Genomic DNA, 25,772 nt, shown 5'->3' on the forward strand with positions numbered 1-25,772 from the left:
TAATGAGGGTTATTTGAGGGGTAGGGCAAATGTGTCCCCAATGTGGCATTGGGGACGTTCAAGGTCTCCAATGCCACATTGGGGACACCGGCTCCGAAACACGGGCCCGGATCCCGTTCTGAAGGGAAGGTTCGAGACGCTCCACGTCTGAAAGGGGCCTTCAGGGCACCCCAGGCCGCGAAAACCCCACCTGGCCCAGGGTGCACCACGCAGCTGTGTTTGCCTTACCTCTCAATAGAACCGTCATTACCGCTCACGAGAGCGCGAGTTGTCACTCAGGGTGAGAGGTGTGTGGAAAGAGAGACGTTCACCGTCCCTCTTTCCACACACCCCTCGCATCTCCACCGGTCTGGCCGAGGTGACCGGGCTGATCGCGCGGGACTGTGTGGATTTCTGTTCATCTAACGGAACAAAATCCACACAGTCGGCGCCCTTCGGTGGGTCGTGAGTGGTAAGTGTCGTTAGAACGACACTTACCACTCACGACCCGCCAGACCCACCACTCACGAGGCCGCGGGGAGACTGGACATGTTGTCCGGTAAGGCCTTTCAGGCGGATGATTCTGCTGCCGGGGGGACAGGCGGGTTCCGATGCCGCCCTCCTCGAGCCGAATCGAGACGGGATCGTCGAATTCGAACCCGAATTGGACGACGTACTTCAGGCCCTTCGCTGATTGAGGGAGATATCGATGAACCAGTCGCGGATTGAGGAAATCTGGCCGCTGTCGCCATTGCAGGCCGGGTTGCTCTTCCACGCGGTTTACGACGGCGAAGGGCCCGACGTCTACATAGGACACTGGATCCTGGACCTGACCGGGCCGGTGGACGCGCCCAGGCTGCGCGCGGCCTGGGAGACGCTGCTCGCGCGGCACGCCCCGCTCCGGGCCTGCTTCCGGCAGCGCAAATCGGGTGAGACGGTGCAGATCATCGCCCGGCAGGTCGACCTGCCGTGGCGGGAGATCGACCTTTCCCACCTCGACGACCCCGAGAAGGCCGTGCGGGAGCTGGCCGAAGAGGACCGGACGACGAGGTTCGACCTCGCGCAGGCGCCGTTGCTGCGGCTGACTTTCCTCCGTCTCGGCGACGACACGTACCGCCTGGTGGTGACCTGCCACCACACGATCATGGACGGCTGGTCGCTGCCCATCGTGCTGGACGAGATGTCGAAGCTGTACGCGGCAGACGGCGAATCGCCGGGCCTGCCGGAAGTGACGTCCTATCGCGACTATCTCGCGTGGCTGGGCAGGCAGGACAAGGAGAAGTCGCTCGCCGCCTGGGCGGAACGCCTGCGCGGAGTCGACGAGCCGACGCTGGTGGTGCCCGCCGATCCGGGCCGTGCGCCCGCCGAACCGGAGAGCGTCGAGGTCGGGCTGCCGGAGAACCTCACGCGATCGCTGGGCGAACTCGCCCGCGCTCACGGGCTGACGCTGAACACGGTGGTGCAGGGCGCGTGGGCGCTGGTGCTGGCGCAGCTCGCGGGCCGGACCGACGTGGTGTTCGGCGCGGCGGTCTCGGCGCGCCCGCCGGATCTGCCCGGCGTGGAAGGCATGGTCGGGTTGTTCCTCAACACCGTTCCCGTGCGCGTGCGCCTGTCCGGCGCGACGCCGGTCGTCGAGCTGCTGACGGAAGTGCAGCGACGGCAGTCGGCGCTCATCCCCGACCAGTACGTGGGGCTGGCGGACATCCAGCAGGCCGTCGGTCCCGGCGCGGTCTTCGACACGTTGATCGTCTTCGAGAAGTTCCACCACGATTCCGGCGAACTGGGTTCCGCGGACACCTTCGGCATCCAGGTCCATCAGGGCCGGGTCGCCGCCCACTATCCGCTGACGCTGGTCGCCGTCCCCGGCGAGTCGATGTACTTCAAGCTGGACTACCTGACGGAGTTCTTCGACCGGGACGCCGCGCTCGCCATCGCCGAACGCTTCACCGGCGTGCTGCGTCAGCTGACGCGTGCGGGCGACCTCACGGTGGCCGACGTCGAGGTGGCGAGCGCGGCCGAGCGTGCCTTGGTGGTCGACGCGTGGGGCGTGACGTCGCAGGCGGCGCCGGGCGTGCCCGCGCTGGATCTGTTCGACAGCCAGGTAAAGCGCCGGAGTGACGAGGTGGCGGTCGTCGACGGCGATCGGACGCTGACCTACGGAGAACTCGCCGGGCAGGCCGAGCGGCTCGCCGGATATCTGCACGACCGGGGAGTGCGGCGCGGGGACCGGGTGGCCGTGGTGCTGGACCGCTCACCCGAGCTGATCGCGACCCTGCTCGCGGTGTGGAAGGCGGGCGCGGCCTACGTGCCGGTGGATCCCGCCTATCCGGTGGACCGCGTGCAGTTCATGCTGGCGGATTCCGCGCCCGCGGCGGTGGTGTGCGCGGAGCGGTACCGGGACGCCGTGCTGGACACCGGCCTCGCCCCGGTCATCCTGGACGATCCGCGTACGCGGCGGGAGGTGGCGGACTCCGCTCGCCTGTCGGCCGTCACGAGTGCCGACGACCTCGCGTACGTGATGTACACGTCTGGTTCGACGGGGACGCCGAAGGGCGTCGCCGTGTCGCACGCCAACGTCGCGGCGCTGGCCGGTGAACCGGGATGGCGGGTGGGTCCCGGCGATGCCGTGCTGCTGCATGCCTCGCACGCCTTCGACATCTCGCTGTTCGAGCTGTGGGTGCCGCTGCTGTCGGGCGCCAGGGTGGTGCTGGCCGGATCGGGTGCGGTGGACGGCGCGGCGCTGGCCGCCCATGTGGCCGCCGGTGTCACGGCCGCCCACCTGACCGCGGGGGCCTTCCGGGTACTGGCCGACGAGTCGCCGGAATCCGTCGCCGGGCTGCGCGAGGTGCTGACCGGTGGCGACGCGGTGCCGCTCGCGGCGGTGGAACGCGTCCGCCGGGTGTGCCCGGACGTGCGGGTGCGTCATCTCTACGGCCCGACCGAGGCCACGCTGTGCGCGACGTGGTGGCTGCTCGAACCCGGTGACGAGACGGGCGCGGTACTGCCGATCGGCCGTCCGCTCGCGGGGCGGCGGGTCTACGTCCTCGACGCGTTCCTGCGGCCCGTGCCCGCCGGGGTGGCCGGCGAGCTGTACGTCGCCGGAGCCGGTGTGGCGCGGGGATATCTGGGCCGTCCGGTGCTGACGGCGGAGCGGTTCGTCGCCGATCCGTTCGTGCCTGCCGGGCGGATGTACCGGACCGGGGACCTGGCGTACTGGACGGATCAGGGCACGCTGGCCTTCGCCGGACGGGCCGACGACCAGGTGAAGATCCGCGGCTACCGGGTCGAGCCCGGCGAGATCGAGGCGGTCCTCGCCGGCCTGCCGGGGGTCGGCCAGGCCGTGGTGCTGGCCAAGGGCGAGCACCTGATCGGGTATGTGGTCGCCGAAGCGGGACAGGACGCCGATCCGGCGCGGCTGCGCGAACTGCTCGCCGAGACGCTGCCCGAGTTCATGGTCCCGGCCGTCGTCCTGGTGCTGGACGAATTGCCGTTGACGGTCAACGGAAAGGTGGACCGGCGGGCACTGCCCGAACCGGACTTCGCGTCGAAGTCGGCGAGCCGGGAACCGGTCACCGAAGCCGAACGAGTCCTTTGTGGAGTGTTCGCCGACGTGCTCGGTCTCGACCGGGTCGGTGTCGGGGACAGCTTCTTCGAGCTGGGCGGCGACTCGATCTCCTCGATGCAGGTCGCCGCTCGTGCACGTCGCGAAGGGATTTCCCTTACCCCGAGGCAGGTTTTCGAGCACCGGACACCCGAACGGCTCGCGGCCCTCGCCCAGGAGGCCGTCACGGCGCCCCGCGCCGAGGCCGTCACCGGCGTGGGCGAGATCCCGCGGACGCCGGTGATGCGGGCGCTCGGGGAAGACGCGCTGCGCCCCGGTTTCGCCCAGGCGAGGGTCGTCGTCACCCCGGCGGGGATGAACCCGGAAGCGCTGGTGGGCGCCCTGCAGGCGGTGCTGGACACACATGATCTGCTGCGGGCGCGGGTCGAGCCGGACGGACGGCTGATCGTGCCCGAGCGCGGTGCGATGGACGCGGCCGGTCTGGTCACGCGGGTCGCCGGGACGGGCGACCTCGACGAGATCGCCGAGCGCGAGGTCAGGACGGCGACGGGCACGCTGAACCCGGCGGCGGGCATCATGGCGCGGGTCGTGTGGGTCGACGCCGGGGACGCCGAGCGGGGCCGGCTGGCGTTCGTGGCGCACCACCTCGCGGTCGACGCGGTCTCGTGGGGCATTCTCCTGCCGGATCTGCGGGCGGCCTACGACGCGGTCGTCTCCGGCGGGACCCCTGCCCTGGAAGCCCCGGTGACGTCGTATCGGCAGTGGGCGCTGCGGCAGACCGAACAGGCGCTCAGCGAGCGCACCGTGGCCGAACTCGACCAGTGGGTCGCCCTGCTGGACGGCGCGGACCCGGCACCGGCGGGTGACTCCGGGCAGGCGCACTCGTGGTCCACGAGGCTGTCCGGCACCGAAGTGCGCACCCTGGTTGCCCAGTTGCCGGGCGCGTTCCACTGCGGGATCCAGGATGTCCTCCTGGCGGGCCTCGCGGCCGCGGTGGCGCGGGTGCGCGGTACCGGCGCCGGGTTGCTCGTGGACGTGGAAGGACATGGCCGCGAAGCCGCCGACGGCGAGGACCTGCTGCGCACAGTGGGCTGGTTCACCAGCGTCCACCCGGTCCGCTTCGATCTGTCCGATGTGGACCTCGCGGCCGCCGGACGGTTGCTGAAGACCGTGAAGGAACAGATCCGCGCCGTGCCCGGCGACGGATCCGGCTATGGGCTGTTGCGCCACCTCAATCCCGACACCGGGGCGAAGCTGGCCAAGTCGCCGTCGGCGAGGATCGGCTTCAACTATCTCGGCCGGACCGTCCTCGCCCCGCGGGCCACCGCGTGGGAGCCGGTGGGCGAAGGCCCGCTCGGGGCGGGTCCGGACATGGTCCTCGCGCACGCCGTCGAGGTCAGCGCGGAGGTCCAGGACACGCCTGCCGGACCTCGGCTGGGGCTGGCCATCGACGCACGGGACGCCGACCCCGCCACGGTGGAGCGCCTCGGCGAAGCCTGGCTGGAGACGCTGACCGCTCTCGCGGCTCTCGCCGGGGATCCCGCCGCGGGCGGGCACACGCCGTCCGACTTCGATCTCGTCGGCCTGACTCAGCAGGACGTGACGGAGCTGGAGGCCGCGGCCCCGGGGCTGACGGACATCTGGCCCCTGTCGCCGCTGCAGGAAGGCATGCTCTTCGAACGGGACTTCGACGCCGACGGGGTCGACGTCTACCAGAGCCAGCGGATCCTGGACCTCGACGGGCCACTCGACGCGGAACGGCTGCGCGCGGCCTGGGACCGGGTCCTCGCCCGGCACGCGTCGCTGCGCACCGGTTTTCACCAGCTGGGGTCCGGCGAAACGGTGCAGGTCGTCGCCGGTGACGTCGAACTCCCTTGGCGGACGGTGGATCTTTCGTCTCTCGACGAGGCGGCCGCGGCCGCCGAGGTCGAGCGGCTGCTGGCGGAGGACCAGTCCCGGCGGTTCGACGTGACCGCACCGCCGCTGCTGCGGCTGTCGCTGATCCGGCTCGGCGCCGACCGGCACCGGCTCGTGCTGACGTCGCACCACCTCGTGCTGGACGGCTGGTCGACACCGCTCGTCGTGGGCGAGGTCTCGATCGCCTACGCGGGTGAGGAGATCCCGTCGTCGGCACCGTCCTATAAGGACTATCTGGCCTGGCTGGGCGAGCAGGACGAAGACGCGGCGCGAGCGGCGTGGCGGGCGGAGCTCGCCGGTGCGGACGAACCGTCCCTTGTGGACGCCGAAGCCGACAAGACGCTGGTGATGCCCGGGGATCACGCCGAATGGGTGGCCGAGGAGACGACGCGCGCGCTCGCCGAACTGGCCCGGGGCAACGGGTTGACGACGAGCACGATCCTGCAGGCCGCCTGGGCGCTGGTCCTGGCGCGGCTGGCCGGCCGGACGGACGTGGTGTTCGGCTCGGTGGTGTCGGGACGCCCGGCGGAGGTGCCGGACGTCGAGCGGATGGTGGGGATGTTCATCAACACCGTCCCGGTCCGCGTGCGGCTCGACGGCGCCCGGCCGGTGCTGGAGCTGTTCCAGGACCTGCAGGCGCGCCAGGCGGCGTTGACCGAACACCAGTACCTGGGGCTGCCGGAGATCCAGAAGGCGGCGGGGACGGGCGCGGTCTTCGACACCATCGTGATGATCGAGAACTACCCGCACACCGCCGACGGTCTCGGCGACGACGGCGGGGTCGCGATCAGTTCCGTCACCACCCGGACCGGCACCGGCTATCCGCTGACCATGAACGTCAGCCTCGGGGACCGGTTGCGGATCAACGTGGCCTACCGCCCGGACCGGATCGACGGCGCGACGGCCGCCGAGGTCGCCAGGCAGCTCGTGCGGGTGCTGGACCAGGTGGTCGCGCGGCCGTCGCTGCCGGTGGGCCGCCTCGGCGTGACGAGCGAAGCGGCGCGCGCGTCGGTGGTGGAACGCTGGAATGCCACGGGTAAGGCGGCCAGTGAGACGTCGGTGCTGGAGTTGTTCCGGCGTCAGGCCGGTGCCTCGCCGGACGCGGTGGCGGTCACGGACGGGGAACGCACCCTGTCCTACGCCGGCCTCGACCGGGAATCCGATCGGCTGGCCGGGCAGCTCGCGGACGCCGGTGTGCGCCGTGGTGATCGCGTCGGCGTGGTGATGGACCGCGGCGCGGATCTGATCGTCGCCCTGCTCGCGGTCTGGAAGGCGGGTGCCGCGCAGGTCCCGGTGAACGTGGACTACCCGGGGGAACGGATCGAGCGGATGCTGGCCGACGCCGGCGCGTCGGTCGCGGTCTGCCTCGAAGCGAGCCGCAAGGCGGTGCCGGACGGCGTCTCGCCGGTGGTCGCGGACGTCCCGGCGATCGACGGCGGGCGGCACGAGGCGCCGCCGGTCGCGATCGGAGCGCAGGACGTCGCCTACGTGATGTACACGTCCGGGTCGACAGGTGTGCCGAAGGGCGTCGCGGTGCCGCACGGCAGTGTGGCGGCACTGGCGAGCGACCCGGGCTGGGCGCAGGGGCCTGCGGATCGCGTACTGCTGCACGCGTCGCACGCGTTCGACGCGTCGCTGGTCGAGATCTGGGTGCCGCTGGTCAGCGGGGCCGGCGTGGTGGTCGCGGAACCGGGCACGGTCGACGCGGAACGGCTTCGCGACGCGATCTCCCGCGGCGTGACCACCGTCCACCTGACGGCGGGCGCTTTCCGTGCGGTGGCCGAGGAAGCACCGGAGTCCTTCCGCGGCCTGCGCGAGATCCTGACCGGTGGGGACGCGGTACCGCTCGCCTCCGTCGAGCGGATGCGCCGGGCGTGCCCGGACGTCCGGTTCCGGCAGCTCTACGGCCCGACCGAGATCACCCTCTGCGCCACCTGGCTCGTCCTCGAACCGGGGGAGGAGACGGGCGGCATCCTGCCGATCGGCGGTCCGCTGGCCGGACGGCGGGCCTACGTACTCGACGCGTTCCTGCAGCCGGTGGCACCGGAGGTCACCGGCGAGCTGTACCTCGCCGGTGCCGGATTGGCGCACGGCTACCTGGGCAACACCGCGGCGACGTCGGAGCGGTTCATCGCCGACCCGTTCACCGACGGCGGGCGGCTGTACCGCACCGGCGACCTGGCGCGCTGGACGGCTCATGGCGAGCTGGTCTTCGGCGGGCGCGCCGACTCCCAGGTGAAGATCCGGGGCTACCGGGTCGAACCCGGCGAGATCGAGGCGGCGCTGACCGAGGTCCCCGACGTCGCACAGGCGGTCGTGGTGGCCAGGGAAGAACGGCCCGGCGAAAAGCGGCTGATCGCGTACGTGACCGCGGAATCGGGGCGGGGGCTGGAATCCGCCGAGGTTCGCGCGCAGCTCGCGGCGCGGTTGCCGGAGTTCATGGTGCCCGCGGTGGTGCTGGTGCTGGACGGTTTCCCGTTGACACTCAACGGGAAGATCGACCGCGCGGCCCTGCCCGCCCCCGAGTTCACGCCGAGAGCGGCCGGTCGCGAACCCCGCACGGAGACCGAGCGGGTGCTGTGCGGGCTGTTCGCCGAGCTGCTCGGACTGGACCGGGTCGGCGCCGACGACGGTTTCTTCGAACTGGGCGGGGATTCGATCCTCTCGATGCGGTTGGCCGCCCGCGCTCGTCGCGAGAATCTCGTCTTCGGGGCGAAACAGGTCTTCGAGCACAAGACTCCCGCCGGGATCGCGATGGTCGCCGAGCACGGCGGACGGATTCGGGACGAGGACACCGAAGGGATCGGCGAAGTCCCGTTGACGCCGGTGATGCGGGCGCTGCTCGAACGCGATCCGCGCGGGCTGACCCGTGAGGGCATGGCGCAGTGGGTGATCGTGGAGGTGCCCGGCGACCTTTCCGTGCCCGCGCTGGCGGCCGGTCTGAGCGCGGTGCTCGACACGCACGATCTGCTGCGGAGCCGGATCGTCGAGACCGAGGGCGCGGAGCCCCGGCTGATCGTGGCCGACCGGGGAACGGTCGACGCGGCGACGCTGGTCGAACGGGTCGACGCCGCCGCGGGCGATCTCGGTGAGATCGCGCAAGCCGCGGCGGCCCGCCTCGATCCCCTCGCCGGGGTGATGGTCCGCGCGGTCTGGGCGGACGCGGGCAAGGGCCGCGCCGGGCGGCTCGTGGTGGCCGCGCACCACCTCGTGGTCGACGTGGTGTCGTGGCGGACCCTGCTTCCGGACCTGCAGACGGCCTGTGAAGCCGCGGTCGCGGGCGTGCGGCCGTCGCTCGACCCGCCGGACGTCTCGTTCCGGCGCTGGTCGCGAACGCTGACCGAAGAAGCGGCGACCAGGACCGCGGAACTGCCGACGTGGACGGAGATCCTCGACGGGGCCAAGCCGCGGCTGGGCGAGCTCGATCCGATGTGCGACACCGTGTCGACCGCGGGACGCCGGTCCTGGACCGTGCCGCGGGAACACGCGGGCACGCTCGCCGAGAAGGTCACCTCGGCCTTCCACTGCGGTGTCCACGAGGTGCTGCTGGCCACCCTCGCCGGTGCGGTGGCGAGCTGGCGCGGCGGCGCCGACGTCGTGGTCGACGTCGAAGGGCACGGCCGTCAGCCGCTCGGGGAGCTGGACCCGTCCCGGACACTCGGCTGGTTCACCGACATCCATCCGCTCCGGCTGGACACGACCGGGGCCGACCCGGCCGAGGCGATCGCGGGCGGGGCCGCCGCCGGGCGGTTACTCAAGCAGGTCAAGGAAAACGTGCGAGCCGTACCCGACGGCGGGCTCGGTTACGGACTGCTGCGCCACCTCAACGCCGAGACGGCGCCGGTGCTCGCTGCGCTGCCGAAGGCGGAGATCGGGTTCAACTACCTCGGCCGCTTCTCGTCGCGGTCCGGCGGTGACGCGAAGCCTTGGCAGATCACGGGAATCGCCGGTGGCGCGGCGGAGCCGGAAACGCCGTTGCGGCACGTCCTGGAGATCGACGCCGTCGTGGTGGACGGCGCGGACGGCCCCGAGTTCAGCCTGACCGTGACCTGGGCACGGCGGATCCTCGACGACGCCGGGGCCGAGTCGTTCGCCGAGGCGTGGCTGGCCATGTTGACCGGGCTCGCCGTCCACGCCGGCCGCGAAGGCGCCGGTGGGCACACGCCGTCGGACTTCCCGCTCACCGCGCTGACCCAGCGCGAGGTGACGGAGGTCGAGGCCGCCGTGCCGAACCTGTTCGACATCTGGCCGCTCTCCCCGCTCCAGGAGGGCTTGCTGTTCCACGCCACCGACGAGCGCGGCCCGGACGTCTACGCGAGCATGCGGAAACTCGCCCTCGACGGTCCGCTGGACGTCGCCCGCTTCCGCGCGTCCTGGCAGGCCCTGCTCGACCGGCATCCCGCCCTGCGGGCGAGTTTCCGGCAGCTGGAGTCCGGCAAGTCCGTGCAGGTGATCGCCCGCGAGGTGACGTTGCCCTGGCGGGAGACCGACCTTTCCGGGCTTCCCGAGGACGCGGCGCTGGCCGAATTCGACCGGCTCGCGGCGGAACTGCACGCCGAACGCTTCGACCCGGCGCAGGGACCGTTGCTGCGCCTGCACTTGGTGCGCCTCGGCGACCGCAGGCACCGGCTGATCTTCACCTCGCACCACATCGTGGCCGACGGCTGGTCGCTGCCGATCATCGCCGACGGGGTGCTGACGGCGTACGAAGCGGGCGGTGACGTCCGGGCGCTGCCCGCGGCGACGTCGTATCGCGACTACCTCGCCTGGATCGCCCGTCAGGACAAGACGGCCGCCCGGGAGGCGTGGCGGGACGAACTCGCGGGTCTCGACGAGGCGACCCACGTCGTGCCGCCGGAGTCGATCATCACGCCGGTCGAGCCCGAACGCGTCGGGTTCGAACTCGACGACGAGACGAGCAGGCGCCTGGTGGAGTTCACCCGGCTCCACGGCGTCACGGCGAACACCCTCTTCCAGGGGATCTGGGCACTGCATCTGGCCTGGCCCGCCGGACGGAACGAGGTGGTCTTCGGTGCCGCGGTCGCGGGGCGCCCGCCGGAGATCCCCGGCGTCGAGTCCGCGGTCGGCCTGTTCATGAACATGGTGCCGGTCCGGGCCCGCCTCACCGGCGCCGAACCGGTCGTCGACATGCTGAAGGACCTGCAGGAACGGCAGGTCACGATGATGTCGCACCAGCACATCGGGCTGTCCGAGATCAAACAGCTCGCCGGTCCGGGGGCGGCGTTCGACACGATCGTGGTGTTCGAGAACTATCCGTACTCGCCGCCCAGGTCCGGCGGCCCCGACACGCTCGTCATGCGCTCCACGGGGATTCCCAACGACACCGGGCACTATCCGTTGTCCCTGCGCGCGTCCGTCGCGGGCGGCGCCGTCCGCGGTGAGTTCATCTACCGGCCGGACGTGGTCGACCGGACCGGGGCCGGGGAGATGCTCGCGACGCTCCTGCGCGCACTCGACCAGGTGCTCGCCGAGCCGCGGACGCCGGTGGGCCGGATCGGCTTGATCGGCCCGGAGCAGCGTCGTCTGGTGGTGGACGAGTGGAACCGGACCGACGCGCCGCTCACCGCGGACACGCTGCCGGTGGTGTTCCGCGGGCAGGCGGAGCGCACGCCGGACGCGATGGCCGTCCAGGACGGGACGCGGAGCCTGTCCTACCGCGGCCTGCTCGACGAGGTCGAGGCGCTGGCGAGCCTGCTCGTCCGGTCGGGCGTGCGGCGTGAGGACCGCGTGGGTGTCCTGGTCGAACGCTCGGCCGAGCTGGTCGTGACCCTGATGGCGGTGTCGTTCGCCGGTGGGGTGTTCGTGCCGGTCGACCCGGACTATCCCCGTGAACGCGTCGAATTCATGCTGGCCAACTCGGCACCCGGGGTGCTGGTGTGCACGACGACGACCCGGTCGGCCGTCCCCGCGGAGTTCGCGGGCACGGTGCTGGTGCTCGACGAGCTGCCCACCGCCGGTCCTGCCGTCGATTTGCCGCCGGTGGCACCGGAAGACGCGGCGTACGTCATCTACACGTCGGGGTCGACAGGGGTGCCCAAGGGTGTTCTCGTCACCCACTCCGGCCTCGTCAACCTGGGGTACGCGCATATCGAGCGGATGGCCGTCACGTCGTCCTCGCGGATCCTGCAGCTGTCCGCGATCGGCTTCGACGCCATCGTCTCCGAGCTCTACATGTCCTTCCTGGCCGGCGCGACCCTGGTCCTGCCGGACGCGGCGAACATGCCGCCCCGGATGACGCTGGGCGAAACGATCCGCCGGGCGGACATCACCCACCTGACCGTGTCGCCGAGTGTGCTGGCGAGCGAGGACGACCTGCCGGACACCCTGCGGACCGTCCTGACGGGCGGCGAGGCCCTGCCGCCCGCGCTGGTGGACCGCTGGTCGCCGGGCCGCCGGGTGATCCAGGCCTACGGGCCGACCGAGACCACCATCTGCTCGACGATGAGTGCCCCGTTGTCCCCGGGCCACGAACAGGTCCCGCTCGGCGGCCCGATCCACAACGTGCGGCACTACGTGCTCGACACCTTCCTGCGGCCGGTGCCGCCGGGCGTGGTCGGCGAGCTCTACATCACGGGTGTCGGACTGGCTCGCGGCTACCTCGGCCGCCCCGGCCTGACCGCGGAACGGTTCGTCGCCAGCCCGTTCGCGCCCGGTGAGCGGATGTACCGCTCCGGCGACCTGTTCCGCTGGACCCGGGAAGGCCAGCTGCTCTTCGCGGGCCGGGTCGACGCGCAGGTCAAGGTGCGCGGATACCGGGTCGAGCCCGCCGAGATCGAGGCCGTGCTCGCGGAGCATCCGGGGGTCGGCCAGGTGGTGGTCTCGGTCCGCCGGGACGGGCCGGGTGACAAGCAGCTGGTCGCCTACGTCGTGCCATCGGCCGACGCCGAAGGCGAAGACCTGATGTCCGCACTGCGCGAACTGGCGGCCGAACGCCTGCCGGAGTACATGATGCCGGCGGCCTTCGTGCCGCTGGAGCAGATGCCGCTCACCCCGAACGGCAAGCTCGACCACCGCGCGCTGCGGGCCCCCGACTTCGCCGGGATGTCCTCGAAACGAGACCCGCGCACGGCCATGGAGGCGCGGCTGTGCGAGCTGTTCGCGGAAGTGCTGGGGCTCCAGCAGGTGGCTCCCGACGACAGCTTCTTCGAACTCGGCGGCGACTCGATCACCTCGATGCAGTTGTCGGCCAGGGCCCGCCGGACGGGACTGGAACTGACGCCGTGGCAGGTGTTCGAAGAGAAGACACCGGAACGGCTGGCGGTCCTCGTCAAGGACCTCCCGGCCGAGGGCGCGGAAACCGCGGCGCCGGAGCCCGCCGCGGGCACGCTCGTGGAACTTTCCTCTGACCAGATGGACCAGCTCGTGGCCGGACTGGCCGGTGACTGACCCGTCGACGCGCGTGACCACTAAGGAGCAGATCGTGACCGTTGACGACACTCGTGCGAAGCCTCGCTCCAGCGTGGAAGACGTCTGGCCGCTTTCCCCGCTGCAAGAAGGGATGCTCTTCCACACCGTCCTGGACAAGGAGGGACCGGACACCTACACGGTCCAGACCGTCTACGGGATCGACGGCCCGCTCGACGCGGGGCTGCTGAAGAGGTCGTGGCAGGCGCTCGTGGACCGGCATGCCGCGCTGCGGGCCTGTTTCCGCTACGTCAGCGGCGCCCAGATGGTGCAGGTGATCGCGCGGAACGCCGAAATTCCTTGGCGCGAAACGGATCTTTCCGGGCTGCCCGGCGACGGTGCCGATGGCGTCGAGAGCGCGGTGGACCGCCTGGCCGCGGACGAGGTGGCCGAACGGCTGAGCATCGAGTCGGCGCCACTGATGAAACTGCACCTGATCCGGCTCGGCCCGGAAAGCCACCGGCTCGTGCACACGCTGCACCACGTCCTCGTGGACGGCTGGTCGATGCCGATCCTGCACCGGGAACTCGCCGAGATCTACGCCGCGGGCGGTGACGCCTCCGGGCTCCCGCCCACCGTGTCCTATCGGGACTACCTCGCCTGGCTGGGGCGGCAGGACAAGGAAGCGGCCCGGGCGGCCTGGCGGGCCGAGTTCGCCGGGCTGGAGACCCCCACCACGGTCGTCCCCGCCGATCCCACCCGGATACCGGACATCCACACCGAAGTCGTCGAGCTGTCCGCGGAGCTGACGGACGGCCTCGCCCGGCTGGCGCGCGGCAACGGGCTCACCCTGAACACCGTCGTGCAGGGCGCGTGGGCCGTCGTGCTGTCGCAGCTCGCCGGCCGCACCGACGTGGTGTTCGGCGCGACCGCCTCGGGGCGGCCCGCCGATCTGCCCGGCGTGGAGTCGATGGTCGGCCAGCTGCTCAACACCCTGCCGGTGCGGGTCCGGCTCGACGGCGCGCGGCGGGCCGTCGAGCTGTTCGCCGACCTGCAGCGCGACCAGGCGGCGCTCATGGCGCACCAGTATCTCGGCCTCCAGGACGTGCGGACCGTCGCCGGACCCGGAGCGGTCTTCGACACGCTCGTCATCTACGAGAACTTCCCCCGCACGGGACTCGACCGGCCGTCGGACGGCGGCCTGAACCTGCGCCCGGTGAAACGGGGGAGCAACTCCTCGCACTATCCGTTCACCCTGGTGACCGGTCCGGGCGAACGGATGCCGCTCATCCTCGACTACGACCACGGCCTGTTCGACCGGACGGCCGCCGAATCGGTCGTCGGCGCGATGGCGCGCGTGCTGGAGCGGCTGGTCGCCGAGCCCGACGTCCTCATCGGCCGTCTGCCGACAGTGAGCGAGGCCGAGCGCGCCTTGGTGCTGAACGACTTCAATGCGACCGCGGGTCCGGTGCCGGGGGAGTCCGTCCCCGCCTTGTTCGCCCGTCGGGTGGCCGCGGCGCCGGAGGCGGTGGCGATCGTCGATGCCCACGGTGCGAACCTGACCTACGCCGAGATCGACCAGGCGTCGGATCGGCTGGCGGGCCACCTCGCCGGTCGGGGCGTCGGCCGCGGTGACCGCGTCGGCGTGGCCATGGAGAGGTCACCGGAGCTGATCATCGCGTTCCTGGCGATCTGGAAGGCGGGCGCCGCCTACGTTCCGGTGGACGTCGAGTACCCGGCCGAGCGGATCTCGTTCATCCTCGAGGACTCCGGCGTCTCGACCGTCCTGTGCACCGAAGCCACCCGCGCGGTCGCGTTTAGCGGGCTAAACGCGATCGTGCTCGACGCGCCGGAAACGCGCGCGGCCGTCGACGTCTGTGCCGCGCCGGAGATCCGGCTGTCCGCGGACGACCTCGCGTATGTCATGTACACCTCCGGATCCACCGGTCTCCCGAAGGGCGTGGGAATCCCGCACGGTGCAGTCGCCGGGCTGGCGGGCGACGAGGGCTGGCAGATCGGCGCGGGCGACGGCGTGCTGATGCACGCGACGCACGTCTTCGACCCGTCGCTCTACGCGATGTGGGTGCCGCTCGTCTCCGGGGCGCGAGTCCTGCTCACCGAACCGGGAGTGCTGGACGCGGCCGGGGTCCGGCAGGCCGTGCGCCGCGGCGCGACCTACGTCCACCTCACCGCCGGTACCTTCCGCGCGCTGGCGGAGACGTCGCCGGAATGCTTCGACGGCCTGGTCGAGATCGGTACCGGCGGCGACATCGTCCCCCTGCAGTCGGTGGAGAACCTGCGGCGGGCCCAGCCCGGTTTGCGGGTGCGCAACACCTACGGTCCGACCGAGACCACCCTGTGCGCGACGTGGCTGCCGATCGAACCCGGAGACGTACTCGACCGGGAGCTGCCGATCGGGCATCCGATGACCAACCGCCGGATCTACATCCTCGACGCCTTCCTGCGCCCGGTCGCGCCGGGTGTGGCGGGCGAGCTGTACATCGCGGGCACGGGCCTGGCCCGGGGGTACCTGAACGCGCCGGGCCTGACTGCCGGCCGCTTCGTGGCTTGCCCGTTCGCCGCCGGGGAACGCATGTACCGCACCGGCGACCTGGCGCGCTGGACCCGTGACGGCGAAGTCGTGTTCCTCGGCCGTGCGGACGACCAGGTGAAGATCCGCGGTTACCGGGTCGAACTCGGCGAGGTGGAGGCCGTGCTGGCCGCCCAGCCGGGAGTCGTCGAGGCCGTCCTGCTGGCACGGGAAGACCAGCCCGGCGAAAAGCGACTGGTCGGCTATTTCGTTTCGGACGGCGGCGACGCGGGACCGGAGGAGATCCGGCGGCAGATGGCCAAGGTGCTGCCCGACTACATGGTCCCGATCGCGGTCGTCGCGCTGCCCGGCCTGCCCGTCACCCCCAACGGGAAGGTGGATCGCCGGGCCCTGCCCGCCCCGGATCTCGCCGGAGGCTCGTCGGAGAAGGCGCCGGAGAACGAGACCGAAAAGGTGCTGTGCGCGCTGTTCGCCGAGATCCTCAGCGTCGACCAGGTGGGCGTCGACGACGCCTTCCAGGACCTCGGCGGCAGTTCGGCGCTGGCCATGCGGCTCGTCGCGCGGATCCGGGAGGAACTCGGCGAAGACCTGCCCATCCGGCAGTTGTTCTCCTCGCCGACGCCCGCGGGGCTGGCCAGGGCGCTCGCCGCGAAGTCCCGCCCCGTCCTGGAAGTCGCCCAGCGACCGGAGCGGGTACCGCTCACCGCCCGCCAGCTGCGCGCCTGGCTGCTGGCCGATCCGGGCGGGGAGACGGCGAGCCTGACCACGTCGGTCGCGCTGCGCCTGCACGGCAGGCTCGACGTGCCCGCGCTGACGGCCGCGCTCGGCGACGTCGCGGCCCGGCACGAGCTTCTCCGCACGACCTTCCCCGGCGACGCGCAGAGCGTCCACCAGCACGTCCACGACACCCTGGCGGTCGAGCTGACCCCGGTCGCGGCCACCGAGGACGACCTCCCCGGCTTGCTCGCGGAGCTGCGTGAGTCGGTCTTCGACCTCACTCGGGAGGTGCCGTGGCGGTGTGACCTTTTCGCGCTCTCGGAGAAGGAGCACGTGCTTCACCTGCGGGTGCACCGGATCCTCGCCGACGACGACTCGCTGGACGTGTTCTTCCGCGACCTGGCGGCCGCCTACGGGGCGCGGCGCGAGGGCCGGGTCCCGCAGCGGGCGCCCCTGGCCCTGCAGTTCGCCGACTACTCGCTCTGGGAGCGGCGTCTGCTCGAGGACGAGGACGAGCCGGGCAGCCTGGTCAACGAGCAGGTCGCCTTCTGGCGGGACAACCTGGCGGGCATCGACGGGGAGACGGTGCTCCCGTTCGACCGCCCGCGGCCCGCGGTCCCGTCGCGGAGGGCGGGTTCGGTGGCGCTGCGGCTGGACGCCGGCCCGCACGCCCGGCTGGCGGAGACGGCGGAGTCGGCGGGCGCGGAGACGCTCCAGCTGGTGCACGCCGCGCTCGCCATGCTGCTGACCAGATCCGGGTCGGGCGACGACGTGGTGATCGGCACGACGCTGCCGCGGGACGAGGAACTCTTCGACCTCGAACCGATGGTCGGCCCGTTCACCCGGCCGCTCGCCCTGCGGACGGACGTCTCGGGCGATCCGACCTTCCTGGAGGTCGTCACCCGGGTGCAGGAGGCCGTCCAGGCCACGAACCAGCACCTGGACGTGCCCTTCGAACGGATCGTCGAGCTGCTGGATCTGCCTGCCTCGCTCTCCCGCCACCCGGTGTTCCAGGTGGGACTGGAGGTGGACGAGGAGGACATCGACGGCTGGTCCACGGCGGAATTGCCCGCGCTGCGCACCGGTGTCGAACCCGCCGGGACCGACGCGATGGAGCTGGATCTCGCGGTCAAGCTCACCGAGCACTTCGATGACGACGACGAAGCGGGCGGCCTGGAAGGCGCGCTGCGCTACGCCACCGATCTGTTCGATCAGGCCACGGCCGAATCGGTCGCCCGGCGGCTGGTCCGCGTCCTCGAACAGGTGGCGGAGGATCCCCGGCGGCGGGTCAGCGAGCTGGACCTCTTCCTGGACGACTTCGAACGCGGCCGTCCGCCGATCGCCCCGGCGCGGTGGGCGGGTGCCGTCCCCGCGGTGGTCGCCGAGCTGGCCGGGGACGACCCGGTCGGCGCGCTGGTACTGGACGAGCTGATGCGCCCCGTCGCGCCAGGCGCCGTCGGCGATCTCTACGTCACCGGTCCGGCGGTGGACACGGCACCGGCCGGCCTGCCGACCGTGCCCTGTCCGTTCGGCGAGGAAGGGCACCGGATGCTGCCGACGGGCCTGCTCGCCCGCAAGACCCCCGCGAAGACCTTGGTCGTCGTGGGGGAGCGGCGGCGGGCGAGCACCGCGGTGAAGACGGGTGACTTCGAAATCCTGTTGCCGCTCCGCGTCGGCGGCGACCGCCCGCCGCTGTTCTGTGTCCACGCGAGCGGTGGCCTGAGCTGGAACTACGAACCGTTGCTGCGGTATCTCCCGGCGAACCAGCCGGTCTACGGCGTGCAGGCACGCGGCCTGGCCAGGACGGAACCCCTGCCGGGCAGCGTCGAGGAGATGGCGGCCGACTACCTCGCGCAGATCCGCGCCGTGCAGCCGTCCGGGCCGTACCACCTCCTCGGCTGGTCCCTCGGCGGCCGGATCGCGCAGGCGATGGCCAGGCTGCTGGAGCAGGAAGGGGAGAAGGTCGGCCTGCTGGCGCTGCTCGACGCCTATCCCGTCTACATGGGACGCAAGACGACCGGCGCCGCGAGCGAAGAAGCGGCCCTGTCGAAGCGGAACCAGGCGGATCTGGACCTCGCGGGTCAACTGGTGAAGAGCGAGGCCGCCCGGGCGCGCCTCGAAGCCGTCATGCGGAACCTCTGGGACATCGGGCCACGGCACGTTTCCTCGCCCTTCGCCGGCGACATCCTGCTCTTCGTGGCCACTGTGGACCGTCCCGAACATCTTCCCGTCTCGGTGGCGAAAGCCAGCTGGAAGGAGTTCACCACCGGGACCATCGAGGCCCACGACATCCCGTCCAACCACTACGACATGGTGCAAACCGCGGCGCTGGGCCAGATTGGATCCATCGTCGCCGAGAAACTCCGGCAGCGGCCGGAAGGTGAAAGGACACAACGATGACCAACCCCTTCGACAACGAAGACGGTTCCTTTTTCGTTCTGGTCAACGACGAGGGGCAGCACTCCCTGTGGCCGTCCTTCGCCGAGGTGCCGTCGGGCTGGACCCGGGTGCTCGGCGAGACCACCCGCCAGGAATGCCTCGCCTATGTCGAGGAGAACTGGACGGACCTCCGGCCGAAGAGCCTCATCCAGGAAGCGGGCGCCTGAGCGAACGGGTGTCCAGCCGCTCAACGCGGACGGTTGGACGGTGCGGTGGCGTAGTTGGGCCGTGAAGGCCTCCTTGAGGGAACCAGAGTCCCTCAAGGAGCCATTCACGGACCACCCCTGCGAAAGGACCTTGTGCAGTGTTCGAGGAGAAGAACGCCCTCCGGGGAACGGAAATCCACCGGAGAGAGCGGTTCGACCCGGGACCGGAGCTGCGTGCGCTGATGGCCGAAGGCCGCATGTCCGTGATGGAGTCGGAAGAGTCCCCGGGCGGGCGTACCGGGTGGCTCGCCACCGGGTACGAGGAGACCCGCCAGGTGCTCGGCTCGGACAAGTTCAGCGCCAAGCTGCTGTTCGGCGGGACGGCGGCGGGCCGCATCTGGCCCGGGTTCCTCAACCAGTACGACCCGCCGGAGCACACGCGCCTGCGCCGGATGGTGGCCTCCGCGTTCACCGTCCGGCGGATGCGGGATTTCCGGCCGCGGATCGAGGCGGTCGTCAAGGCCACCCTGGACGACATCGAGGCCACCGGCGGGCCGGTGGATTTCGTGCCCCGGTTCGCGTGGCCCATCGCGACGACGGTGATCTGCGACTTCCTCGGCATTCCCCGTGACGATCAGGCGGAGCTGTCGCGCGTCCTGCACGCCAGCCGGTCCGAACGGTCGGGCAAACGGCGGGTGGCGGCGGGGAACAAGTACTGGACGTACATGGGCCAGGTCGCGGCCAAAACGCGTCGCGATCCCGGTGACGACATGTTCGGTGCCGTGGTGCGCGAACACGGCGACGACATCACCGACGCGGAACTGCTGGGCGTCGCCGCGTTCGTGATGGGCGCCAGCGGGGATCAGGTGGCGCGGTTCCTCTCGGCGGGTGCGTGGCTGATGGTCGAGCACCCCGAGCAGTTCGCCGTGCTGCGCGACGACCCGGACAGCGTCCCGGATTGGCTGAACGAGGTGGCCCGCTACCTCACCAGCGACGAGAAGACCACTCCGCGCATCGCGCTGGAGGACGTGCGGATCGGTGACCAGCTCGTCAAGAAGGGCGATGCCGTCACCTGTTCCCTGCTGGCTTCGAACCGGCACAGGTTCCCCGACCCGGAGGACCGGTTCGACATCACCCGGGAAAAGCCCTCGCATGTCACGTTCGGGCACGGTATCCATCACTGCCTCGGCCGTCCGCTGGCGGAAATGGTGTTCCGGACGGCGATTCCGGCGCTGGCGCACCGGTTTCCCACGCTCAGGCTGGCCGAACCGGATCGCGAGATCAAACTGGGCCCGCCGCCGTTCGACGTGGAAGCCCTGCTGCTCGACTGGTGACGCCGGTGGTCGGTGGCGGCCGTGTAGGCGTCACCACGCCGTGAAGGCCTCCTTACCTACCTTGAGGGTAGGGAAGGGGCCCTTCACTACCTGGCAGCAGGCAAGGGACTGTCCGCTGAGGCGGGGCGCGTCCCATGACGGTCCTGAACGGGGTCGTGAGTGGCAAAGAGCGTTCTAACGCTCTTTGCCACTCACGACCACCTCGCGAAACCATGCAAACTGCTCAAATCGGACGCTTATCTCCCGAAAAGTGTCTCTTGTGGACACCCGGAGCCGCGACCCGGCTTCCGTCAGCCGGTCCGGACCCGCGCCGGGAGGTCGGTACCGGTGGTCGTGAGTGGTAATGACGGTTCTAACCCTCATTACCACTCACGACTCCTTCCCAAGCAAAGGAGTTTTCCCGTTGAGCGAGGACGACCCGCGCCCGCTGCACATTCGCAGGCAGGGCTTGGATCCGGCGGACGAACTGCTCGCCGCCGGAGCGCTGACGAGGGTCACCATCGGATCCGGAGCGGACGCCGAGACCCATTGGATGGCCACCGCGCACGCCGTCGTCCGGCAGGTGATGGGTGATCACCAGCAGTTCAGCACCCGGCGCCGCTGGGACCCGCGGGACGAGATCGGCGGGAAGGGCATCTTCCGGCCGCGGGAACTGGTCGGCAACCTGATGGACTACGACCCGCCCGAGCACACGCGGCTGCGGCGGAAACTGACGCCCGGCTTCACCCTGCGGAAAATGCAGCGGATGGCGCCGTACATCGAGCAGATCGTGAACGACCGCCTCGACGAGATGGAGCGGGCGGGATCCCCCGCGGATCTGATCGCGTTCGTCGCCGACAAGGTGCCCGGCGCCGTGCTGTGCGAGCTGGTCGGGGTGCCGAGGGACGACCGCGACATGTTCATGAAGCTCTGTCACGGGCATCTCGACGCCTCGCTGAGTCAAAAGCGCCGGGCGGCGCTCGGCGACAAGTTCTCGCGCTATCTGCTGGCGATGATCGCCAGGGAACGCAAGGAGCCGGGTGAGGGGATGATCGGCGCGGTCGTCGCCGAATACGGGGACGACGCCACGGACGAGGAGCTACGCGGTTTCTGCGTTCAGGTGATGCTGGCGGGCGACGACAACATCTCCGGCATGATCGGCCTCGGTGTGCTGGCGATGCTGCGCCATCCCGAGCAGATCGACGCTTTCCGCGGCGACGAGCAGTCGGCGCAACGGGCGGTCGACGAGCTGATCCGGTACCTGACCGTGCCGTACAGCCCGACTCCCCGGATCGCCAGGGAGGACCTCACCCTCGCGGGGCAGGAGATCAAGAAGGGGGACAGCGTCATCTGCTCGCTCCCCGCGGCCAACCGTGATCCCGCGCTGGCACCGGATGTGGACCGCCTCGACGTCACCCGCGAGCCCATCCCGCATGTCGCCTTCGGGCACGGAGTCCACCATTGCCTCGGCGCCGCGCTGGCCCGGCTCGAACTGCGCACGGTCTTCACCGAGCTGTGGCGGCGTTTCCCGGCGCTGAGGCTCGCGGATCCCGCACAGGACACCGAATTCCGGCTGACCACTCCCGCGTACGGATTGACCGAGCTGATGGTCGCCTGGTGATCGACGGCTCCGTCCACGCGAGGTCGCTGGACGTGCCGCCTGATTACCGGTGAAATTGGGACGTCGGCGTGTTCGGGTCGATAAAGCCGAACGGCACTTTCCCGGTCAACCAAGGAGCTTCCAGTCGGATGGGGCACGATATCGATCAGGTCGCGCCGCTCCTGCGGGAGCCGGCGAACTTTCAGCTGAGGACGAACTGCGATCCGCACGAGGACAATTTCGGGCTCAGGGCGCACGGCCCTTTGGTGCGGATAGTCGGCGAATCGTCCACCCAGCTGGGCAGGGACTTCGTCTGGCAGGCCCACGGTTACGAGGTCGTGCGCAGGATATTGGGTGATCACGAACATTTCACGACGCGGCCGCAATTCACCCAGTCGAAATCCGGCGCCCATGTGGAGGCCCAGTTCGTCGGGCAGATCTCCACTTATGACCCACCCGAGCACACCCGTTTGCGGAAAATGCTCACGCCGGAGTTCACGGTCCGCCGGATCCGCCGGATGGAGCCCGCGATCCAAAGTCTCATCGATGATCGCCTCGATCTGCTGGAGGCCGAGGGGCCGTCCGCGGACCTCCAGGGCCTGTTCGCCGATCCGGTCGGCGCGCACGCCCTGTGCGAACTGCTCGGCATCCCGCGCGACGACCAGCGTGAGTTCGTCCGGCGGATCAGGCGGAACGCCGACCTGAGCCGGGGACTCAAGGCACGGGCCGCCGACAGCGCGGCGTTCAACCGGTATTTGGACAACCTCCTCGCCAGGCAGCGCGCCGACCCCGACGACGGTCTCCTCGGCATGATCGTGCGGGACCACGGCGACAACGTCACGGACGAGGAACTGAAGGGCCTCTGCACGGCGCTGATCCTCGGCGGTGTCGAAACCGTCGCCGGGATGATCGGTTTCGGTGTCCTCGCCCTCCTGGACAATCCCGGACAGATCGAGTTGCTTTTCGAGTCCCCCGAAAAGGCCGAACGCGTCGTCAACGAACTCGTCCGGTATCTGTCCCCGGTGCAGGCGCCGAATCCGCGTCTCGCCATCAAGGACGTGGTCATCGACGGGCAGCTGATCAAGGCGGGGGACTACGTCCTGTGCTCGATTCTCATGGCCAACCGGGATGAGGCGCTGACCCCGGATCCCGACGTCCTCGACGCGAATCGCGCCGCGGTGTCGGACGTCGGATTCGGGCACGGCATCCATTACTGCGTCGGCGCGGCCTTGGCCAGATCCATGCTGCGCATGGCTTATCAGACTTTGTGGCGGCGATTCCCGGGACTGCGGCTGGCAGTGCCCATCGAAGAAGTGAAGTACCGCAGCGCGTTCGTAGATTGCCCTGATCAGGTACCGGTCACCTGGTGACCGCAGGCCCGGCGAAATGACACACGACAGAGGAATGGTGGGAAATGTCGGTCGAAGATTTCGATGTGGTGGTTGCCGGTGGCGGGCCGGGTGGTTCGACCGTGGCCACACTGGTCGCGATGCAGGGCCATCGGGTGCTGTTGCTGGAGAAGGAGGTCTTTCCCCGGTACCAGATCGGTGAATCGCTGCTGCCCGCCACGGTGCACGGCGTGTGCCGGATGCTCGGCGTCGCCGACGAGCTGGCGGGGGCGGGGTTCCCGATCAAGCGGGGCGGCACGTTCCGCTGGGGTGCCCGGCCGGAGCCGTGGACATTCCACTTCGGCATCTCCGCCAAGATGGCCGGCTCGACGTCGCACGCCTACCAGGTCGAGCGGGCGCGGTTCGACGAGATCCTGCTGAACAACGCCAAAAGCAAGGGCGTCGTCGTGCGGGAAGGCTGCTCTGTCCACGATGTGGTGGAAGACGGTGAGCGGGTCACCGGCGCGAAGTACACCGACCCCGACGGCAACGAGCGTGAGGTGTCGGCGCGTTTCGTGATCGACGCGTCGGGCAACAAGAGCCGCCTCTATTCCAAGGTCGGCGGTTCACGGAACTACTCGGAGTTCTTCCGCAGCCTCGCGTTGTTCGGCTACTTCGAGGGCGGCAAGCGGCTGCCGGAGCCGGTGTCGGGGAACATCCTGAGCGTGGCCTTCGACAACGGCTGGTTCTGGTACATCCCGTTGAGCGACACGCTCACCAGTGTCGGCGCGGTGGTGCGCCGGGAGGACGCCGACAAGATCCAGGGTGACCGCGAGAAGGCCCTCAACGCCTTGATCGCCGAATGCCCGCTGATCTCGGAATACCTCTCGAACGCGACCAGGGTGACGACCGGCAAGTACGGGGAACTGCGTGTCCGCAAGGACTATTCGTACCAGCAGGAGACCTACTGGCGGCCGGGCATGGTCCTGGTCGGCGACGCCGCGTGCTTCGTGGACCCGGTGTTCTCCTCCGGGGTGCACCTGGCGACCTACAGCGCGCTGCTCGCGGCCCGGTCGATCAACAGCGTCCTCGCCGGCGATCTCGACGAGAAGACCGCGCTGAACGAGTTCGAAGCGCGGTATCGCCGGGAATACGGCGTCTTCTACGAATTCCTCGTTTCCTTCTATCAGATGAACGTCAACGAGGAGTCGTACTTCTGGCAGGCCAAGAAGGTCACCCAGAACCAGAGCACCGACATCGAGTCGTTCGTCGAACTGATCGGCGGGGTGTCCTCGGGGGAGACCGCGCTGACGGCCGCCGACCGGATCGCCGCGCGCAGTGCCGAATTCGCCGCCGCGGTGGACGAGATGGCCGGTGGCGACGGGGACAACATGGTGCCGATGTTCAAGTCGACGGTCGTCAAGCAGGCGATGCAGGAGGCGGGCCAGGTCCAGATGAAGGCGCTGCTCGGCGAGGACGCCGAACCCGAGCTGCCGCTGTTCCCCGGCGGACTGGTGACTTCGCCCGACGGCATGAAGTGGCTGCCGCACCACCCGGCCTGAACCTTCGGACCCAGGAAACAGGGGAAGCGAAATGCGTGTGCTGTTGTCGGTGTGCGGAACCCGCGGGGACGTCGAAATCGGGGTGGCGCTGGCGGACCGATTGAAGGCGCTCGGCGTCCAGACACGGATGTGCGCGCCGCCCGCCGCCGAGGAGCGGCTGGCGGAGGTCGGGGTGCCGCATGTGCCGGTCGGCCTGCCGCAGCACATGATGTTGCAGGAGGGCATGCCGCCGCCACCGCCCGAAGAGGAACAGCGGCTGGCGGCCATGACGGTCGAGATGCAGTTCGACGCCGTCCCCGGGGCCGCCGAAGGGTGTGCCGCGGTGGTGGCGGTCGGCGATCTGGCCGCCGCGACCGGTGTCCGGTCGGTGGCCGAGAAACTGGGCCTGCCCTTCTTCTATTCCGTCCCCAGTCCGGTCTATCTGGCGTCCCCGCACCTTCCGCCGGCTTACGACGAGCCGACCACGCCGGGCGTGACCGACATCCGGGTGCTGTGGGAGGAGCGGGCCGCCCGGTTCGCCGACCGGTACGGGCCCACGCTCAACCGTCGCCGGGCCGAGATCGGCCTGCCGCCGGTGGAGGACGTCTTCGGCTACGGCCACGGTGAGCGGCCCCTGCTGGCGGCGGACCCGGTACTGGCGCCCCTGCAGCCGGACGTCGACGCGGTGCAGACCGGTGCGTGGCTCCTGTCCGACGAGCGGCCGCTTCCCCCGGAGCTGGAAGCGTTCCTGGCCGCCGGGTCACCGCCGGTGCACATCGGTTTCGGCAGCTCGTCCGGCCGCGGGATCGCCGACGCCGCGAAGGTGGCCGTCGAGGCGATCCGGGCCCAAGGCCGGCGGGTGATCCTCTCGCGGGGGTGGACCGAGCTGGTCCTGCCCGACGACCGTGACGACTGTTTCGCCATCGACGAGGTGAACTTCCAGGCGCTGTTCCGCCGGGTGGCCGCCGTCATCCACCACGGCAGCGCGGGTACGGAGCACGTGGCCACGCGGGCCGGCGTCCCCCAGCTCGTGATCCCCCGGAACACGGACCAGCCGTACTTCGCCGGGCGGGTGGCCGCGCTGGGGATCGGTGTGGCGCATGACGGCCCGACGCCGACCTTCGAGTCCCTTTCGGCCGCGCTCACCACGGTGCTCGCGCCGGAGACGCGGGCGCGGGCGGAGGCCGTGGCGGGCATGGTCCTCACCGACGGGGCGGCGGCGGCCGCGGATCTGGTGCTCGCCGCGGTCGGCCGGGAGAAGCCGGCCGTTCCCGCGTGAACCACACCGAGCGGGCCCGCCGGGACCCGGCTGAC

8 protein-coding genes are annotated in these 25,772 nt (G+C 70.4%); all 8 read left to right on the forward strand.

The features are described 5' to 3' along the window. Nucleotides 1-688 precede the first annotated feature (688 nt). The 8 genes from L324_RS20910 to L324_RS20945 all read left to right on the forward strand — a co-directional run bounded on the left by L324_RS20910 (nucleotide 689) and on the right by L324_RS20945 (nucleotide 25,737). Nucleotides 689-12,865, forward strand: a complete 12,177-nt coding sequence (locus tag L324_RS20910; RefSeq protein WP_037311022.1) for a non-ribosomal peptide synthetase — start codon at nucleotides 689-691, stop codon at nucleotides 12,863-12,865. A gap of 34 nt (nucleotides 12,866-12,899) precedes the next feature. After that, the gene (locus L324_RS20915) at nucleotides 12,900-18,491 is read left to right on the forward strand and encodes a non-ribosomal peptide synthetase (protein WP_037311026.1); all 5,592 of its coding nucleotides are present in this window, start codon (nucleotides 12,900-12,902) and stop codon (nucleotides 18,489-18,491) included. Next, on the forward strand, nucleotides 18,488-18,697 hold the full coding sequence (locus L324_RS20920) for an MbtH family protein (RefSeq protein WP_037311030.1): 210 nt from the start codon (nucleotides 18,488-18,490) through the stop codon (nucleotides 18,695-18,697). Before L324_RS20915 ends, L324_RS20920 begins: the two co-directional genes overlap by 4 nt. Before the next feature lie 137 nt (nucleotides 18,698-18,834). Continuing rightward, nucleotides 18,835-20,010, forward strand: coding sequence for a cytochrome P450 (locus L324_RS20925; RefSeq protein ID WP_037311035.1), 1,176 nt, complete (start codon nucleotides 18,835-18,837; stop codon nucleotides 20,008-20,010). Between the two features lie 403 nt (nucleotides 20,011-20,413). Further along, nucleotides 20,414-21,610 carry a cytochrome P450 gene (locus tag L324_RS20930; protein ID WP_037311039.1) on the forward strand — a complete coding sequence of 399 codons (1,197 nt, stop codon included), beginning with the start codon at nucleotides 20,414-20,416 and terminating at the stop codon, nucleotides 21,608-21,610. Between the two features lie 128 nt (nucleotides 21,611-21,738). Beyond that, nucleotides 21,739-22,959 (forward strand): cytochrome P450, encoded by a 1,221-nt coding sequence (locus tag L324_RS20935; RefSeq protein ID WP_037311043.1) that lies wholly within the window; start codon nucleotides 21,739-21,741, stop codon nucleotides 22,957-22,959. Nucleotides 22,960-23,003: 44 nt separating this feature from the next. After that, nucleotides 23,004-24,479 carry a tryptophan 7-halogenase gene (locus tag L324_RS20940; RefSeq protein ID WP_037311046.1) on the forward strand — a complete coding sequence of 492 codons (1,476 nt, stop codon included), beginning with the start codon at nucleotides 23,004-23,006 and terminating at the stop codon, nucleotides 24,477-24,479. A gap of 31 nt (nucleotides 24,480-24,510) precedes the next feature. Continuing rightward, entirely contained in the window at nucleotides 24,511-25,737 is a 1,227-nt protein-coding gene (locus tag L324_RS20945; RefSeq protein WP_037311049.1) for a glycosyltransferase, read from the forward strand. Nucleotides 25,738-25,772 lie beyond the last annotated feature (35 nt).

It is taken from the genome of Amycolatopsis orientalis DSM 40040 = KCTC 9412 (genome assembly GCF_000478275.1).
GTDB lineage: Bacteria > Actinomycetota > Actinomycetes > Mycobacteriales > Pseudonocardiaceae > Amycolatopsis > Amycolatopsis orientalis.